The sequence below is a fragment of the Phocaeicola plebeius DSM 17135 genome (assembly GCF_000187895.1).
Lineage (GTDB): Bacteria > Bacteroidota > Bacteroidia > Bacteroidales > Bacteroidaceae > Phocaeicola > Phocaeicola plebeius.
On record NZ_DS990125.1, the window covers coordinates 59953 to 75457 of the forward strand.

The 15505-nt window shown below is 43.7% G+C and carries 8 protein-coding genes and 1 rRNA gene; 7 read left to right on the forward strand and 2 right to left on the reverse strand.

The annotated features are described in order from the left end of the window. The first annotated feature begins 15 nt into the window (after nucleotides 1–15). The 3 genes from BACPLE_RS06595 (at nucleotide 16) to BACPLE_RS06605 (ending at nucleotide 7243) form a co-directional block, all read left to right on the forward strand. Complete coding sequence (locus tag BACPLE_RS06595) at nucleotides 16–2430, forward strand: family 43 glycosylhydrolase (RefSeq protein WP_040312554.1); 2415 nt, start codon at nucleotides 16–18, stop codon at nucleotides 2428–2430. Between the two features lie 31 nt (nucleotides 2431–2461). Beyond that, on the forward strand, nucleotides 2462–4870 hold the full coding sequence (locus tag BACPLE_RS06600; RefSeq protein ID WP_040312556.1) for a glycoside hydrolase family 127 protein: 2409 nt from the start codon (nucleotides 2462–2464) through the stop codon (nucleotides 4868–4870). Between the two features lie 120 nt (nucleotides 4871–4990). Next, entirely contained in the window at nucleotides 4991–7243 is a 2253-nt protein-coding gene (locus BACPLE_RS06605; protein WP_148374612.1) for a S9 family peptidase, read from the forward strand. Between the two features lie 19 nt (nucleotides 7244–7262). Here BACPLE_RS06605 and BACPLE_RS06610 read toward each other — a convergent pair whose 3' ends face one another. After that, entirely contained in the window at nucleotides 7263–8528 is a 1266-nt protein-coding gene (locus tag BACPLE_RS06610; protein WP_007560107.1) for an alpha/beta hydrolase, read from the reverse strand. A 142-nt stretch (nucleotides 8529–8670) separates the two neighbouring features. Between BACPLE_RS06610 and ftsH the strand changes: the two genes are divergently transcribed. Continuing rightward, the gene (gene ftsH, locus BACPLE_RS06615; RefSeq protein ID WP_007560109.1) at nucleotides 8671–10530 is read left to right on the forward strand and encodes an ATP-dependent zinc metalloprotease FtsH; all 1860 of its coding nucleotides are present in this window, start codon (nucleotides 8671–8673) and stop codon (nucleotides 10528–10530) included. Between the two features lie 6 nt (nucleotides 10531–10536). On the opposite strand, the gene BACPLE_RS18575 is transcribed toward ftsH, so the two are convergent. After that, on the reverse strand, nucleotides 10537–11385 hold the full coding sequence (locus BACPLE_RS18575; RefSeq protein ID WP_007560111.1) for a helix-turn-helix domain-containing protein: 849 nt from the start codon (nucleotides 11383–11385) through the stop codon (nucleotides 10537–10539). Between the two features lie 137 nt (nucleotides 11386–11522). Here BACPLE_RS18575 and BACPLE_RS06625 point away from each other — a divergent pair, with 137 nt between their 5' ends. The 3 genes from BACPLE_RS06625 to BACPLE_RS06640 all read left to right on the forward strand — a co-directional run. Next, nucleotides 11523–12524, forward strand: coding sequence for an aldo/keto reductase (locus BACPLE_RS06625; protein WP_007560113.1), 1002 nt, complete (start codon nucleotides 11523–11525; stop codon nucleotides 12522–12524). Nucleotides 12525–12672: 148 nt separating this feature from the next. Continuing rightward, a complete protein-coding gene (locus BACPLE_RS06630) occupies nucleotides 12673–13974 on the forward strand; it encodes a hemolysin family protein (protein ID WP_007560115.1) in 1302 nt (433 codons plus the stop codon). Between the two features lie 1070 nt (nucleotides 13975–15044). Next, nucleotides 15045–15505 (forward strand): 16S ribosomal RNA (locus BACPLE_RS06640); the annotation flags it as partial.

Here is a 15505-nt window from a genome sequence, read left to right on the forward strand (position 1 = left end):
GAAAGGAAGAAAAAGATGAAAAGGTATGTCTTGGCAGGTCTATTGTTGGGTACAGTTTTATGTACTGCTTATTCACAAAAGGTGGAATGGAATACTCCGGGTGCAGGAAATCCGTTTATTCCAGGGTATTTTGCAGACCCTACGGTAAAGAAGTTCGGAGATACATATTATGTCTATGCTACAACTGATGGCAGTGGGGCAGGATTTGGCCCTTCGCAGGTGTGGTGTAGCAAAGATTTTGAGAACTGGACCATCATGCCGATGAACTGGCCGGATAGTCACTGGATTTGGGCACCGGATGTCATGAAGCATATCGATGGTACGTATCGTATGTTCTACTGCCAGCCTTGCAATGTATATGAAGGAGTTGCAGATACACCGCGTGGACCATGGAAGAATGTACTGGGAGAAAGTGAAGCAGTGTTGGTTCCCGACCGCTTTGTGAAGAATGCCATTACGCTGGATGGCCAGACGTTTGTAGACGATGACGGTTCGGTATATTTGTATTGGGGTACATGGGGTATCTATAAAGGTTTTGGCTGTGGAGCTGGAAAGATGACACCTGATATGAAAGGTTTTGTGGAAACAAAGTTGATTCCTAATACGGAAGTGAAGGATTTCTTTGAAGCTCCGTTTGTGATGAAGCGAAACGGTATCTATTATTTTATGTATTCTTCCGATTCGTGTCATGACAGCACCTATCATGTGCAGTATGCTACGAGTACGGTAGGACCGCTTGGACCTTATACATATAGAGGTACAATTCTGAAGACGTCCGCCGACGGTACAGTGCACGGACCGGGTCATCACAGCATTTTGCAGGAAGGAGACAATTATTATATCGTATACCATCGTCATGATAATCCTCATTCCAACCGTGGATTTCATCGTCAGGTTTGTATTGACAAGCTGGAATTTAATACCGATGGTTCCATCGCTCCTATAGAAGGAACACACAGCGGAGTGGGGACTTTTGCCAAGAGTGTATTGAAATCGAAAAACCTGGCCTATCGGAAACCGGTCAAAGCTTCTTCGTATTATGATGCCAACTTTGTGCCTGAATATGCGGTAGACGATAATAATGGTACGTTGTGGCGTCCGAAGACAATGGGGCAGGAGTGGATTGAGATTGACTTGCAAAAGGTTGAGAATATCCGTACGGTGTGGACACAATTTGAATATGGTACATCATATTATCAGTATGTGATTGAAACCTCAGTAGACGGACAGAAGTGGGATGTCTTTGCAGATAAGCGCTCTAATTATCTGGCTGGAAGTCCAATGGTTGATTTCGGTAATGTGAAAGCACGGTATGTACGATTAACCACAACGGGAACACAGAAAAATGGTTTTGCCGGTGCTTTGTGGAATATTAAAGTGTTCGGCGAGTTTGAAACGGCATCTCCTCAGTTGTGGATGGGACTCTCGGGCTTGGACTGGAACGGTACGGAGTGGAGAAACGACGGCGGTATGCTGGGCGGTGTCTTCCAATTGAAATCTGGACAAGTTTCTCGTAAGCGTATTGACGGACAAGAGGCCATTGTGTTGGCACCAGGTACATGCTTGGAATTTATCTCTCCGGTTATTAATCCAAAAGAAGAGCATACAACTACAGTCTGGGTGTATGAAAACAACCGCTGGGTTTCCCAAGCGGCAGATAAGTATGTACAACGGGGAAAGGTCGTTATTCAGGCACAGGACAAGGAACTGATATTGACAAATTTCCGTTATTATAACTGGAAACAGGAAGAAGCGGAAAAGGCTTACGATGCAACTGTAGGGTTGGTACGTGTAGAAGCTTCTGATAAGATGAAAAGAGGATTGCTGGTATCTCTGAGTGCAGATGATTTTGCAGTAGGTGATACGGTGGGATATATTCCGAATAAGGGAGTTGTAGAAGGTTATTTTGAGACTCAAAAGGCTCCGGTAATTGTCGCAGAACAGCAAGGCAAGAAGGCTTTTCGTTTTGAAGGAGAACAGTTCTTTCGTTCCAGCTTTACCTTGCCGGCTACTCTTCGTGACAATGCTCCTTATACGTTGGAGGCCTGGGTGCTGAATCTGGAAATGGCTGAGAATGAATGTGTGGCCGATTTTACCAGTTCGCACGATGAAATGGAAAAGATTATGCTGGTGAATGGTACAGAACCTCGTTGCGGAATGTTGAACCATTATGGCTGGTATGAAGATGTCGGTTATAAGGAAGCTAAATCACTGGAAGGAAAATGGCAACATATTTATGTCGTTTTTGACGGACGTATCGAGAAGGTATATATAAATGGGCAGTTAATCAGTTCAAAAGATATTCAGCTGCTGATTAAACCGATACAATTTGTAACTTTGGGACAGAATGCAGAAGGTAACTGGCCTTTTAGCGGTTATCTGCATGCATTGAAGATTTGGGATGAGGCACTTCCCTTGAAAGATAAATGAGAATAATAACCTATAAAATATGAGTAACACCATGAAAAAATTTGTGATTTCTGCTCTGCTTTTTTCCTTGATAGGAGGTGGGGCATATGCGCAGAAGAAGGCTTCTGCACACGGCTATCCGATTGATCCGGTTCCGTTTACTTCGGTAAAACTGACGGATTCTTTCTGGGGACAGCGTTTGAAAGCCAGCCGTGAAGTAACTATACCATTGGCTTTTAGCAAATGTGAAGAAACCGGACGCTACAAGAACTTTGAAATGGCTGCTCATCCGAGTGAAAATAATAAGGTGACAGGCTATTCATTTGATGATACGGATGTGTATAAGACTATTGAAGGAGCCAGCTATCTGCTTCAGACTTATCCGGATAAAAAGCTGAAAAAGTACATTGACAGTGTGCTGGTAATTGTGGCTGCTGCGCAGGAGCCTGATGGCTATTTGTATACTTCACGCACCATGAATCCTAAACATCCACATGAATGGGCTGGTAGTAAACGCTGGGAGAAGGTGGAAGAACTGAGCCATGAGTTCTATAACTTAGGTCACATGGTAGAAGGTGCCATTGCACACTATCAGGCTACGGGACAACGGAATTTCCTGGATATAGCCATTCGTTATGCAGACTGTGTCTGCCGGGAGATTGGTGACAAACCGGGACAGCAGGTACGTGTGCCAGGGCATCAGATTGCAGAAATGGCATTGGCTAAACTATATTTGGTGACGGGTGACCAGAAATACCTGGATCAGGCTAAATTCTTCCTGGATAAGCGTGGCTATACTTCTCGTCGGGATGAATACAGTCAGGCTCACAAACCGGTAATTGAACAGGATGAGGCAGTAGGACATGCAGTACGTGCAGCGTATATGTATTCTGGTATGGCCGATGTGGCTGCCCTGACAGGTGATACAGCTTATATTCATGCCATCGACCGTATCTGGGATAACATTGTTTCTAAGAAATTGTATATCACCGGAGGTATTGGTGCGACAAACAACGGGGAAGCTTTCGGAAAGAATTATGAGCTTCCTAATATGTCGGCTTACTGTGAAACTTGTGCGGCTATCGGTAATGTATATATGAATTACCGTTTGTTCCTCTTGCACGGAGAGTCTAAGTATTACGATGTACTGGAACGTACCTTGTACAATGGGTTGATTTCAGGCGTATCTTTGGATGGTGGCGGTTTCTTCTATCCGAATCCGTTGGAGTCTATGGGACAGCACCAGCGTCAGCCTTGGTTCGGTTGTGCTTGTTGTCCGTCTAATATCTGCCGTTTCATCCCTTCTGTTCCGGGCTATGTTTATGCAGTAAAAGGGAAAGATGTATACGTAAACTTGTTTATTGCTAACAATGCTACTTTGCAGGTAAACGGAAAGAAGGTTACACTTTCACAAACCACATCTTATCCATGGAACGGGGATATTACATTGGCAGTAGACCGTAACTCAGCTGGACAGTTTGCCATGAAGATTCGTATTCCGGGATGGGTACGCAATCAGGTGGTTCCGAGTGACTTGTATACTTATACCGATGGTGTGCGTCCGAAATACAGTGTGAAGGTGAACGGTGAAGAAGTGAAATCAGACTTGCAGAAAGGTTACCTGACTATCGACCGTAAATGGAAGAAGGGAGATAAGGTAGAAATCCACTTCGATATGAATGTGCGTACTGTAAGAGCCAATGCGAAGGTAGAAGCTGACCGTGGTCGGGTATCTGTAGAACGTGGTCCGATTGTATATTGTGCAGAATGGCCAGACAACGATTTTGACGTTTTGAGTGTATTGATGAACCGCACTCCGAAATTTGAAGTTGTAGAAAAACCGGATTTGTTGTACGGTATCAATCAGATTAAGACTCAGGCTCAGACATTGGAATACGATGAATCAGGCCGTCTGGTCGCAAAAGATCATACATTGACTATGATTCCTTATTACGCATGGGCACATCGTGGAGCGGGAAATATGGCTGTGTGGTTGCCGAATGAAGTAAGTGCTACTCGTCCGGTTGCTATCCCGACATTGGCATCGAAGAGTAAGGTAGATGCCTCACATAAAGTTACCTCATTGTCTTCTATTACAGATGGGCTGATTCCCAAAGATGAGAATGACCGTACAATCCCGTATTATCATTGGTGGCCGAAAGAAGGTACTACAGAATGGATTTCATACGAATTCCCGGAAGAAATGGAAGTTTCCACTTCTACGGTGTATTGGTATGATGATGCTCCTTGGGGAGGTTGCCGTGTACCGAAGTCTTGGAAAATCTATTATAAGGATGCTTCAGGCAATTGGGCTCCAGTTCAGAATATTACAGCGTATGGGGTCCAGAAGGGCAATCCCAATACCGTAGACTTTGAACCGGTGAAGACAAAGGCCGTGAAACTGGAGGTGGTACAGCCGGATAAGAATTCTTCTGGATTGTATGAGTGGGAAGTGAAATAACCATGATAATTAATAGATAATAATGCAATCAGATTCGGGACTTTGGGTTTTCTTTGGTATGACTGAAGAAAACCTGAGGTCCCGAATTCTCTAATATCATAGAATAGAATGGAAAATAATATGTTTAAATCAGGTGTTTTGCTATTTGCATTAGGAAGTATGTCTTGTATCTCACTTTGGGCACAAGGCACGGTAGAAGATTACAACCGTGCGTATGCGCTGCGAGAGAAATACAATGCCAAGCACGTGCTGTATGCAGGTGTGGTTCCGCATTGGGTAGATCAGACTTCTGCTTTCTGGTATGTACGGCAGACGGAAAAGGGAAAAGAATATGTGAAGGTAGATGCTGCATCGAAAAAACGTACGGCATTGTTTGACCAGCAGAAAATGGCGGCTGCTTTGACAGAAAAAGCAGGACGTGCAATAAATGCTTATAACCTTCCGCTTCAGAATTGCCGGTTAAATATTTCATTAGATACGTTACGCTTCCAATTGGACGGGAAGTTTTGGGCTTACAGCATCAAAAATAACCGTTTGTTGGATGAAGGAGCCATACCTCCTCGTGGAAAGGAACGTCACTGGATGGAAGTAGACGATGAGAAAGAAGGGCGCCCGGTTACCTCACCGGATGGTAAGTGGACCGCTTTTATCAAAAATGATAACGTATATGTTCGCGAAGTGGCTACAGGCAAAGAGAAGCAGCTGAGTCAGGATGGTACGTTGAGTAATTATTATTCTTCGTATATCCAGTGGTCGCCCGATTCCAAGTCGGTGGTATCTTGTCGGATTCGTCCGGTAGAAAAACGTTACGTATATTATGTGGAATCTTCTCCTGCCGATCAGGCACAACCCAAATTGCATAAGCAGGAATATGCAAAACCTGGAGACGAACTGCGTTTCAAGGTGCCTTGTATTTTCGAAGTAGAATCTGGCCGTCGTTTGATTCCTTCTACGGAGCTGTTCAGCCATCAGTATGAATTGTCTGGTCCGATGTGGAATGCGGATAGTAAGGCCATTACTTTCGAATACAATGAACGTGGGCATAAAGTATATCGTGTGTTGGAAATGTCGGCAGTGGATGGCAGTGTACGTACGTTGATTGAAGAAAAGGAAGAAAAATACGTGAACTATCCTCGGATTTACCGTAACTACTTGAGCGATGGCAAGCGGATTATCTGGTCAAGTGAGCGGGATAACTACAATCATCTGTATCTCTACGACCGGGCTACCGGAAAGCCTTTGAATCAGATTACGAAAGGTGAGTGGTATGTTCGTGGAGTGCAGCATGTGGATGAGGTCAATGAAGTGATTTACTTTTCGGCTAATGGTATGAAAAAAGGCGAGGACCCGTACTTGATTCATTATTATAAAATCAATTTTGACGGAAGTAACCTGGTAGAACTGACTCCGGAAGAGGGAATGCACCAATGTTGGTATTCATCCGACTATAAGTATCTGGTAGATGTGTATAGCAAAGTAGACCAGGCTCCGATTGCTGTGCTTCGTGATGCAAAGAACGGAAAAATCCGCATGCAGTTGGATAAAGCCGATATTTCTGCTTTGCTGGCCAATGGCTGGAAGGCTCCGGAAGTATTCTCTGCCAAAGGGCGTGATGGAAAAACGGATATGTGGGGAGTGATTTATCGCCCGTCTAATTTTGACCCGTCGAAGAAGTATCCGGTAATTGAATACATCTATTCCGGACCGGGCGACCAGTATGTACCAAAGACTTTCTCTTCTTATAACTGGTGGATGACTTCGCTGGCTGAACTGGGATTCATTGTGGTACAGGTAGATGGTATGACCACTTCTTTCCGTTCGAAAGAATTTGAAGAAGTTTGTTACAAGAACCTGAAAGATGCCGGATTGCCCGACCATATAGCCTGGATTAAAGCCGCTGCGCAGAAATATCCTTATATGGATATTGACCGGGTAGGAATTTTCGGTTGCTCTGCCGGAGGACAGGAGTCTACCGGGGCCGTGTTGTTCCATCCGGAATTCTATAAAGCAGCCTATTCAGCATGTGGATGTCATGACAACCGTATGGATAAAATCTGGTGGAATGAACTTTGGATGGGATATCCGGTAGATGAATCCTACAGTGCTTGTTCCAATGTGGACAATGCGCATCTGCTGACCCGTCCGTTGATGCTGGTCGTAGGCGAACTGGACGATAATGTCGATCCGGCTTCTACCATGCAGGTGGCCAACGCTTTGATAAAAGCCAATAAAGATTTTGAACTGGTGGTTATTCCGGGAGCTCATCACACGATGGGAGAGGACTTTGGCGAACACAAGCGTTATGACTTCTTTGTCCGCCATTTGATGGGAATCACTCCTCCCTCATGGGATAAAGTGAAGACAGGAAAATAACTTGTGGCAGGTCAATGGGTCATTCATTTTGGTGAATGGCCCATTCTGCTATATCTTTGATTACTTTCTCTGATACCCGTCCGGGGTGATTGTATTCCATAGGGGTAGACTTCCCGGTGCCTTCCATGAAACAATGGTTTAAAGACGGATACGACCGGAAAGTTACGTTGGGTTTACCGAACATTCCGAGTTTCCACATGGCAAAATCCTGCATGGTTACCTGATAATCGCGTTCTCCCTGTAAAAAGAGCATGGGGATAGTCAACGAGTGGGCTGTCATGACAGGAGCGTACTTGTTCAGATAGTCCCAGTAAGCTTCAGGAGCGCTGGCCTTGATTTGCTGATATTGCTGCATGAGGAGTTGTTCGTCAGTATCTCCGTTCAGTGAAGCCAGATAGTGCAACTGTTCTTTGAGAATGTCATCTTGCGGACGGGAAGGGGCGGCCAGCAGGATAAGACCTTTTACGGAAGGACAGCGTGTAGCAATGAGAGGAGCCAGTAATCCTCCCAGGCTGTGCCCTGCAATGAAGACTTTCTGCGCGTCAACAAACGGAAGGGAGGCTGCAAGCTGGCTGGCAGAGATGGCGTCTTCTATCACTTCTTCTTCTGGAGTAATATCCTTTCCTTTTGGAGAAGCCGATTTTCCATACACATACGTACGTTTATCATAACGTAGAACGGCTACACCTTGTGAGGCTAATCCCCAAGCCATATCCTGATAAATCTTGTTGGGACCAATTTGTCCGTCCTTATTATGAGGTCCCGAGCCTTGTAATAAGATTACGATGGGAAGATTGTTTTTTCCTTTAGGCCGGGTGATGACGCCAGGCAGTTTGTACGTACCGGTGACAACCTCTATGGGTGATTCTTCCAGGTGAATACTGTCGAAAGGGATTACTTGTGGCTTTTCTTCGGCTGGAACAGGCAGCAGGCGAAGTCCGTTTACTTTTCTTTCCTGATTGAATGCGACCATAAAGCGTATAGGGGCACGTTCAAATTTCAAGTCGCTGTAATAGACTATTGTTCCGCCAATGGCATCTTGCTTCCATTCTTTTTCTTCCACCAGCGTTCCGAGCTGTTGCTCCATTTGTGACCACATATTGTTTAATTGTGACAAGGGAACTGCTTGTTGCATTTTAGCGTCGAAGCAAGCGTATATACTGTCACTTTGTGCATTTTTCATCCATTGCAGAATCTGTTGTGCACGTTGCATATTATTCTGCTGGGCATGAGCCTGCAGGCAGGCTGCCAGTAATGCGATAGAAAGCCATTGTATATTTTTCATATATTTGAGTCTTGAAGTTACTATAGCAAATGTATATAATAACTTTATTCTTGCGAACTTTTGCACATTATTTCTTCCATTATGGTTATTCAATTTTTTGAATAGCTTGCGATATTTGTAGTCAAACTAAGTATGAAATAATATGAAGCAAGAAGTATCGGGAGCACGACCTCAGAAAGGAAATCCTTTCGTCTCTTTTTTATGGGTGATATTAATCGTGCTGTTTTTAAACTGGTTGATTTTTCCTAATCTGATGAACAGGCAAATCAGAGCGACAGATTACAGCACTTTTGTGGAGAAGATGGATGCCGGTGCGATAAAGGAAGTTATGGTAAAGTCCGGACAGATTTATTTCACGGTATTGGAAAATGGAGAAGAATTGACGTATCAGACCGGAGAAATAGAAGACCCACAGCTGGTAGACCGGTTACTGAAAGCGAAGAGTCCGAATGCCAACGGGAAAATTACCTTTAGTGAGATTGTACCTGAGGAAAATTCTCCTGTGCTTAATTTTATTTTAATGTGGATTCTTCCAGGGCTTTTGTTCTATATTATCTGGAAGCAAGCCAGCCGGAGTATTCAGGCTCGTATGGGAGCTGGAGGTAATTTCATGTCATTTGGAAATGGGGGAGCCAAGATATATGCAGACTCGGAAATCAAGACAACTTTTGCCGATGTGGCCGGACAGAACGAGGCCAAAGAAATGCTGAAGGAGATTGTGGATTTCTTACATAATCCTAAGAAATATACCGATATCGGGGCTTCTTTGCCTAAAGGTGCTTTGTTGGTCGGTCCTCCGGGAACAGGAAAGACGTTGATTGCACGTGCGGTAGCAGGGGAAGCAAAGGTTCCTTTCTTTGCCATATCCGGCTCTGAGTTTGTACAAATGTTTGTCGGGATGGGGGCGGCAAAAGTGCGCGATTTGTTCAGACAGGCTAACGAGAAAGCTCCTTGCATTATTTTTATAGATGAAATAGATGCCATTGGTAAGCGAAGAGATAGTGGACTGGGAGGAAACGATGAACGGGAACAGACTTTGAACCAGTTGCTGACAGAAATGGACGGATTTGATGGCAGAAAGGGAGTAGTGATATTGGCAGCTACGAACCGTCCGGAAAATCTGGATAAGGCTTTGCTGCGTCCGGGCCGTTTTGATCGGCGTATCCAGATGGAATTGCCCGACCTGGAAGGACGAAAAGCCATTTTGAATGTACACCTGAAGAGAGTAAAGCATGAAGAGGTGGATATTGATGTGGTGGCTCGTGCTACGGCTGGTACCTCCGGAGCAGAACTGGCGAATATTGTTAATGAGGCTGCTTTGAGGGCTGTTCGCATGGGCAGGAATAAAATAAATACAGCTGACCTGGAAGAAAGTGTGGAAACTGTGATTGCCGGTGCTCAGAAGAAAGGAAAGGTGGTATCTGCAGAAGAGAAAAGAATTATAGCTTATCATGAAATCGGACACGCGCTGGTTGCTGCTATGCAGACACATTCGGCTCCTGTACACAAAATTACGATTATTCCTCGTACATCAGGAGCATTGGGTTATACCATGCAAGTGGAAAGTGGGGAACAGGTTTTGATGAATAAGGATGATTTGTTCAATCGGATTGTGACATTGACTGGAGGACGGACAGCAGAGGAAGTGATTTGTCATATAGTGACAACTGGGGCTTCGAATGATATAGAGCAGGCTACGAAACTGGCCCGTGCGATGGTAACTCGTTATGGGATGAGTGATAAATATGATATGATGGGGTTGGAAACCGTGAATAATGCATACTTGGGCGGAGATACCTCACTTACCTGCTCTGCTGAAACAGCGGCTAATATTGATCTGGAGGTGTTGGATATTATTAAAAAGGCCCATGAAAAAGCGCGCTGTCTGATTCAGGAGAATATACAAGTGATGCACGAAGCTGCTACTTTCTTGTTAGAAAAAGAAACGATTACGGGTGAGGAATTTATGCACATTCTTCATTCAGTTCGTCAAGAGAAATAATGTGCGTCAGTCGTTGTCCTTTCTATATTTTAGCGGAGTGCAGCCGGTGTGTTGTCTGAAGAAACGTATAAATGATGATGCGGTCTGAAAGTGGAGTTCCTCGGATATGTCTTGTATGGTTCGGGAGCTCGTTCTCAGATACCGTTTGGCAGTAATTATTGTGATGTCGTTTATCCAGTCTTGTATGGAATAACCGGTGATTCTCTTTACGGTAGTGGTGAGATATTTAGGGGTAATGCATAGTTGTTCAGCATAGAAAGCTACACTTCTCTGAGTCTGATAATGTTGTAATAAAAGATGGAAGAAGGACTTTGTGAGATTCTCCTGCCGGGATAAAGGGAGCTCTCCGCGTGCAGGAGCTTGTTCGAAGGATGCAGTAATAATGAAGGCAATAGAGAGGTGTAGGGAACTTTGAAGTTGCAAAGTTAAGTCAGACAGACTTTCGTATTGCCGTGCCATTGTATACAGAAGTTGTATGTTTTCCATATCCTGTGGTTGGATAGAGATGCAAGGATAGTGTGAAATTCTTCTTGCCAGACTGAAATCGGGGTTTGTTGGCAAGGTGAGCAGAAAATCTGATGAAAAGCGGAGAATTTTTAATTGCAGGTCAGGACTTGTCCTTATAATCGTAAAGATATGGCGTGGCAGGATGACAAATGCTTCGTTGGCGGAAATGTGATATTCATTATAGTTTATTTTGAACCGCATGTTACCTTTTGAGCAGATACCGAGAATAATTCCGTCAAATAAGAAGGCATGCTCATGAGGAAATTCTGCCGTGAAGTCTGTAAAGCCCTGGATACGGGATTTTTCTGCTGTGAAAGTTTTCGCCTGGTTATCTGTTGTGGTATGCATAAGGAAATAGGTTCTTTGGACAAAGATAGGAAATTCTGTATATTTTTAATCTGTCTATAAAATGGGAAAGTTATATGAAATAAAAGATTATTTTTGTCATTGATAAAATAAAGTTGTACGCCTTAAAATTAAGTCTAATGATAGAACCTGTTTATTCTGCTGCTGAAAATCGTTACGAATGTGGTATGCAGTATCGCCGTGCCGGGCGTAGTGGAGTGATGCTGCCCGCCATTTCTTTAGGATTATGGCATAATTTTGGTGATGTAGATACACTTTCGCTTAGCCGGAAAAAATTGCACTATGCGTTTGATCATGGAATTACACATTTTGATTTGGCTAATAATTACGGACCTTCTTATGGCTCAGCCGAAGAAACCTTTGGGCAGATTATGAAGTCATCGTTCGCTCCCTATCGGGATGAGTTGTTTATTTCTACGAAGGCAGGTCATGACATGTGGCCAGGCCCGTATGGCAACTGGGGTTCTAGAAAACATCTGATGGCCAGCCTGGACCAGAGCTTGAAGCGGATGAATCTGGATTACGTGGATGTATTTTATTCTCATCGGTATGACCCGGAAACGCCGTTGGAAGAAACTCTTCAGGCATTGGTTGATATTGTGCGTGAGGGAAAGGCTTTGTATGTCGGCTTGTCTAAATACCCATTGGATGCCTATCTGTTTGCATGTCGTTATCTGAAAGAACGGGATGTGCCTTGCCTGCTGTATCAGGGACGGTATAGCATGCTGGTACGCGAACCGGAATCTCAGGGGATATTGAATGCCGTGAAGGAGAGCGGAAGTGGGTTTGTGGCTTTTTCTCCTCTGGCACAAGGCTTGCTGACTAATCGTTATCTGAACGGTATTCCGGATGATTCTCGTATAGCAAGGGGTGGTTTCCTGAAGAAAGAGGCGCTTACGCCGGAAGTGTTGAATAAGATACAAGCCTTGAATGAACGGGCGGCTATGCGCGGACAGTCACTGGCCGAAATGGCTTTGGCCTGGTTGTTGAAAAACGAAACAGTGACTTCTGTGATTGTGGGGGCTAGTTCGGTAGAACAGCTGGGAGATAGCTTGAAAACTTTGAATCACCTTTCATTTGAAGAAGAAGAACTTCATGCAATCGAAAAAATTCTGATGTAGCCGGCTAACTTCATGTGTGTAAGGTGAAAAGAGAAATGAAAAAAGTGAGCAGCCTGTTTGTTAAAACAATATAATTATAGGCAGCTCACTTTTTTTGCTATGAACATTCATATAAATTTGTTCCTCTGAAACACACTCGTTTTTATATATGGATGAAATAATCATTATTATCGGGTTGATAGTACTGAACGGTATTTTCGCCATGTCCGAGGTGGCATTAATATCAGCCCGAAAATCCCGGTTGTCGACAGATGTAAAAAAAGGGAATAAATCTGCTCGCGTAGCATTGAAACTGGCAGGGGACCCAGATCGTTTTCTTTCTACAGTTCAAATTGGTATTACATTAATCGGTATTCTGACCGGTATCTATTCGGGAAATAAGATTGCGGTCGACCTGACGAATCTGCTTATCTCATGGGGAGTTGCTTCTTCTTATGCTTTTGGACTGGCACAGGGAATAATTGTAGTGATAGTGACTTATCTTACTATTATTTTTGGTGAGCTGGTGCCTAAACGTATTGGTATGAGCATGGCCGAGAGAATGGCTAAGCTGGTGGCACGGCCTATGAATGTGCTGGCAAAAGTGGCTTTACCCTTTGTCTGGCTGTTATCTAAAAGTACGGAAGCAATCTTTAATCTGTTGGGTATCAAGGATACCGACAGTAAAGTGACAGAAGAGGAAATTAAGTCTATTATCAAAGAAGGAGCTGATGATGGAGAAGTACAGCCTGTAGAGCAGGACATTGTACAGCGTGTATTCTTATTGGGTGATTTGAAAGTAGGCTCCATTATGACGCATAAGAGTGACATTGTGGCGCTTGAGAGTGGAATGACGGCGGCTGAAGTGAAAGCTGTGCTGGTGAATGAATTGTATGAGTTTTATCCGGTGACGGAAGATGGTGACCTGGATAGGGTGAAAGGGGTAGTAAACCTGAAGGATTTGGTGTTACACCTTTCTGAAGCGAATTTCAATTTGCCGGCTCTGACGCATGAGGCTACATTCTTTCATGAAAACATGAATGTGTACAAGGCTCTGGAGCAGATGAAGGCCCAGAAGATAAGTCGTGCTTTGGTTTGTGATGAGTTTGGAGCTTGCGTGGGAATTATCACTTTGCGTGACATTCTGGAAGGCTTGGTCGGTTCTATGGACGATGCTGGGGAGGAACCGGATATTATCAAGCGAATCAATAAGGATGGCTGGCTGGTAGACGGGCAGTGTCCGTTGTATGATTTCTTGTGCTATTTTAATCGTCAGGACCTCTTGGAAGATGTAGACTATCATACGGTAGGAGGGTTAATTCTGCAGCATTTACAGCATATACCACAAAGTGGAGAAACGTTGGAGTGGAATAATTTTGTATTGGAAGTGGTGGATATGGATGGAGCTCGAATTGACAAAGTGTTGGTTACCATTCCTTCTACGGAAAATGAGGAAGAATGTGAATTCTAATTTTTGAATTTTGGAAGAATAGTGAAAAAGTCTTTTGGATTATCCCAAAAGACTTTTTTACTTTGTTGTTAACCCCTTTGAATATTTTGTTTTGGTGGTTAATGTATGTTGTAAAACATTGTTTTTAGTCTTGGGTTTTGCTGTTTCAAATAAAATAAATACTTTTGTACTGTGTTTTTCATAGTATTAGATTTAAGGTTAACAAAGGTTGGAGTTCAGCGGAACTCCTTTTTTTATGCCCTTTTCCGTATGGATTCCTTGTATTTTTTTTGTTCCTAAAAACGCGCTTGCGTTTGCTTTCAAACTCCTTTATGTTTTGATCAGAATACACTTGCGTTTCAATTCAAATGCACTTACGTTCTTTCCGGAACGTACTTGTGTTTTTTAAAGGCTGAATATGTGTCAGAAAATTCCACCGTTTCCATTAGAATGGTCCGTTTCTCCTTACACGCGCACACGTACGCGTACGCACGAATTATATAATGTGGAGTATTTCACATCCGTTTTCATATGGAAATAAAAAACATGCTGTATAGCATAAAGAAAATCAGTGAGTTATGTAAAACCCTGAAAAAACTTTGAAAAAAAGTATGGTATAAAAGTTGCAGAAAAGGAAAAAGTCTGTACCTTTGCAACCGCTTTCGAGAGGGAGAGCCGCTGAAGATGACAGACTGAGTAAAGCTGGGGCTACGGAAGAGAGTGCCGGATGCTGCACCGAGTATCTTACCTTGCGGATGAGCAAGGGAGCGAGAAAGGGTAAGCCGCACGCCTTCTTGAAACCTTCTGAAAAATTTTTTCAAAAAAAAACTTTGAAAAAATTTGGAGGTTACGAAAAAACGCCTTACCTTTGCAAACGCTTTCCCGCTGAAACGGGAGCTTGAGAAAAGATAGTTCTTTGAAAGACTTTAGATAAACAGACTAGGATGTAGTACAAGAAGTAGTCCTTTATATAATGTATATATGGGATGAACGGAAGACAACCGTCAATAACCCTTGGAAACAAGGAAAATGAAAAAAAATCGGTTTCCTGAACAGAGACAACAATACTCGAAAGAGTAAGAAAATATTTTACAATGAAGAGTTTGATCCTGGCTCAGGATGAACGCTAGCTACAGGCTTAACACATGCAAGTCGAGGGGCAGCGGGATTGAAGCTTGCTTCAATTGCCGGCGACCGGCGCACGGGTGAGTAACGCGTATCCAACCTTCCGTACACTCAGGGATAGCCTTTCGAAAGAAAGATTAATACCTGATGGTATGATGAGATTGCATGATAGCATCATTAAAGATTTATCGGTGTACGATGGGGATGCGTTCCATTAGGTAGTAGGCGGGGTAACGGCCCACCTAGCCTACGATGGATAGGGGTTCTGAGAGGAAAGGTCCCCCACATTGGAACTGAGACACGGTCCAAACTCCTACGGGAGGCAGCAGTGAGGATATTGTCATGGACGAGAGTCTGACCAGCCAGTAGCGTGAGGATGAGGTCCTACGGATTGTAACTTCTTTTATAAGGGAATAAAACCTCCCAC

Excerpts from the sequence above, each read along its gene's own strand:
- BACPLE_RS18575 (WP_007560111.1), bottom strand. The coding sequence starts at position 11,385 with ATGCATACCACAACAGATAACCAGGCGAAAACTTTCACAGCAGAAAAA.
- BACPLE_RS06595 (WP_040312554.1), top strand. The coding sequence starts at position 16 with ATGAAAAGGTATGTCTTGGCAGGTCTATTGTTGGGTACAGTTTTATGT.
- BACPLE_RS06630 (WP_007560115.1), top strand. The coding sequence starts at position 12,673 with ATGGATGAAATAATCATTATTATCGGGTTGATAGTACTGAACGGTATT.
- BACPLE_RS06625 (WP_007560113.1), top strand. The coding sequence starts at position 11,523 with ATGATAGAACCTGTTTATTCTGCTGCTGAAAATCGTTACGAATGTGGT.
- BACPLE_RS06600 (WP_040312556.1), top strand. The coding sequence starts at position 2,462 with ATGAAAAAATTTGTGATTTCTGCTCTGCTTTTTTCCTTGATAGGAGGT.
- BACPLE_RS06605 (WP_148374612.1), top strand. The coding sequence starts at position 4,991 with ATGTTTAAATCAGGTGTTTTGCTATTTGCATTAGGAAGTATGTCTTGT.
- ftsH (WP_007560109.1), top strand. The coding sequence starts at position 8,671 with ATGAAGCAAGAAGTATCGGGAGCACGACCTCAGAAAGGAAATCCTTTC.
- BACPLE_RS06610 (WP_007560107.1), bottom strand. The coding sequence starts at position 8,528 with ATGAAAAATATACAATGGCTTTCTATCGCATTACTGGCAGCCTGCCTG.